The sequence below is a fragment of the Stenotrophomonas sp. 22LJNL06-5-1 genome (assembly GCF_056861455.1).
Genome location: NZ_JBSPUE010000017.1, coordinates 1 through 920, shown reverse-complemented (window position 1 = coordinate 920; position 920 = coordinate 1). Strand labels below are relative to the sequence as shown.

At 67.0% G+C, this 920-nt stretch carries 1 protein-coding gene; it reads right to left on the bottom strand.

The features are described from left to right. Window positions 1–14 precede the first annotated feature (14 nt). Window positions 15–788 carry a flagellar brake protein gene (locus AC13GF_RS20895; RefSeq protein WP_483005847.1) on the bottom strand — a complete coding sequence of 258 codons (774 nt, stop codon included), beginning with the start codon at window positions 786–788 and terminating at the stop codon, window positions 15–17. Between the last annotated feature and the right edge of the window lie 132 nt (window positions 789–920).

Here is a 920-nt window from a genome sequence, read left to right as displayed (position 1 = left end):
CCGGCCGGGCGGCCTCACAGCTCGCCGTTGCGGCGCGCCTTGCGCTGGCGGTCGATGCGGAAGATGTAGCGTTGGATGGCGCTGTCGGCGCCACGCGGCAGGATGTCGAAGCGCATCCCCACGCGCTTGATCTCGATGCCGTTGGGTTGGCGCTGCGGCAACAGGTTGCAGACGACCAGCTCGATCTCCAGGTCCGGGCCGTCGGGCAGCGACAGCACCGCCGGGTAGCGTTTCTGCAGGCTGAACACCGCGCAGTCGGTAGGCACGGCCACCGCCAGGCCACCGCCACTGATGTCCACCACCCGCATCGACAGCGCGTCGGCGCGGCTCTCGCCGGCGGGGATCAGCAGCTGGGGCGAATCGGTAACCGGCGTCTCCAGCCGGTACATCTCACGTCGTTGCAGATGGACCAGCTCGTCCGGTAGCGGGGCACGGAAGGCAACGTGGCCGTCGTTGTCCACGCGCTGCAGTGCCTGCAGGCGGAACCGCACCAGCACGCGTTCGAGCTGGGCGAAGCACAGCAGATGGTCGGCCTGTTCGGCGGCGCGGTTGGACGCCTCCTGCGGGCTGCCATCGAGCAGCAGGGTGTCTTCGTCCTCGTCGAGCTCAAGCAGCGCGGTCGGGAACGAGCGGTCGCGGCCGTCGATATGCGCATTGATCAGTGATCGCTGGTCGATCAGCGATCGCAGCAGCTGCCGCAGCTGGCGCGGATTGCGGACCAGGAAACGTTCGTCAGCGGCATCAGCCGCGTGGACATCATGCACTGCAGTGTCGTTGCCGTCGGACATGGAATCTACGGTCAGGGGCGGGCGCCAGCACGCGTTGGCGCGAGGCTCGATGGGGATATCGGCCACTGTGCCGGATTATGAAGTGAGAATTGCATCACTTTCCATGCGTCCGGGGTCGCGTAAGGGGTCAGA

Coding starts and splice junctions, on each gene's coding strand:
- AC13GF_RS20895 (WP_483005847.1), bottom strand. CDS start 788: ATGTCCGACGGCAACGACACTGCAGTGCATGATGTCCACGCGGCTGAT.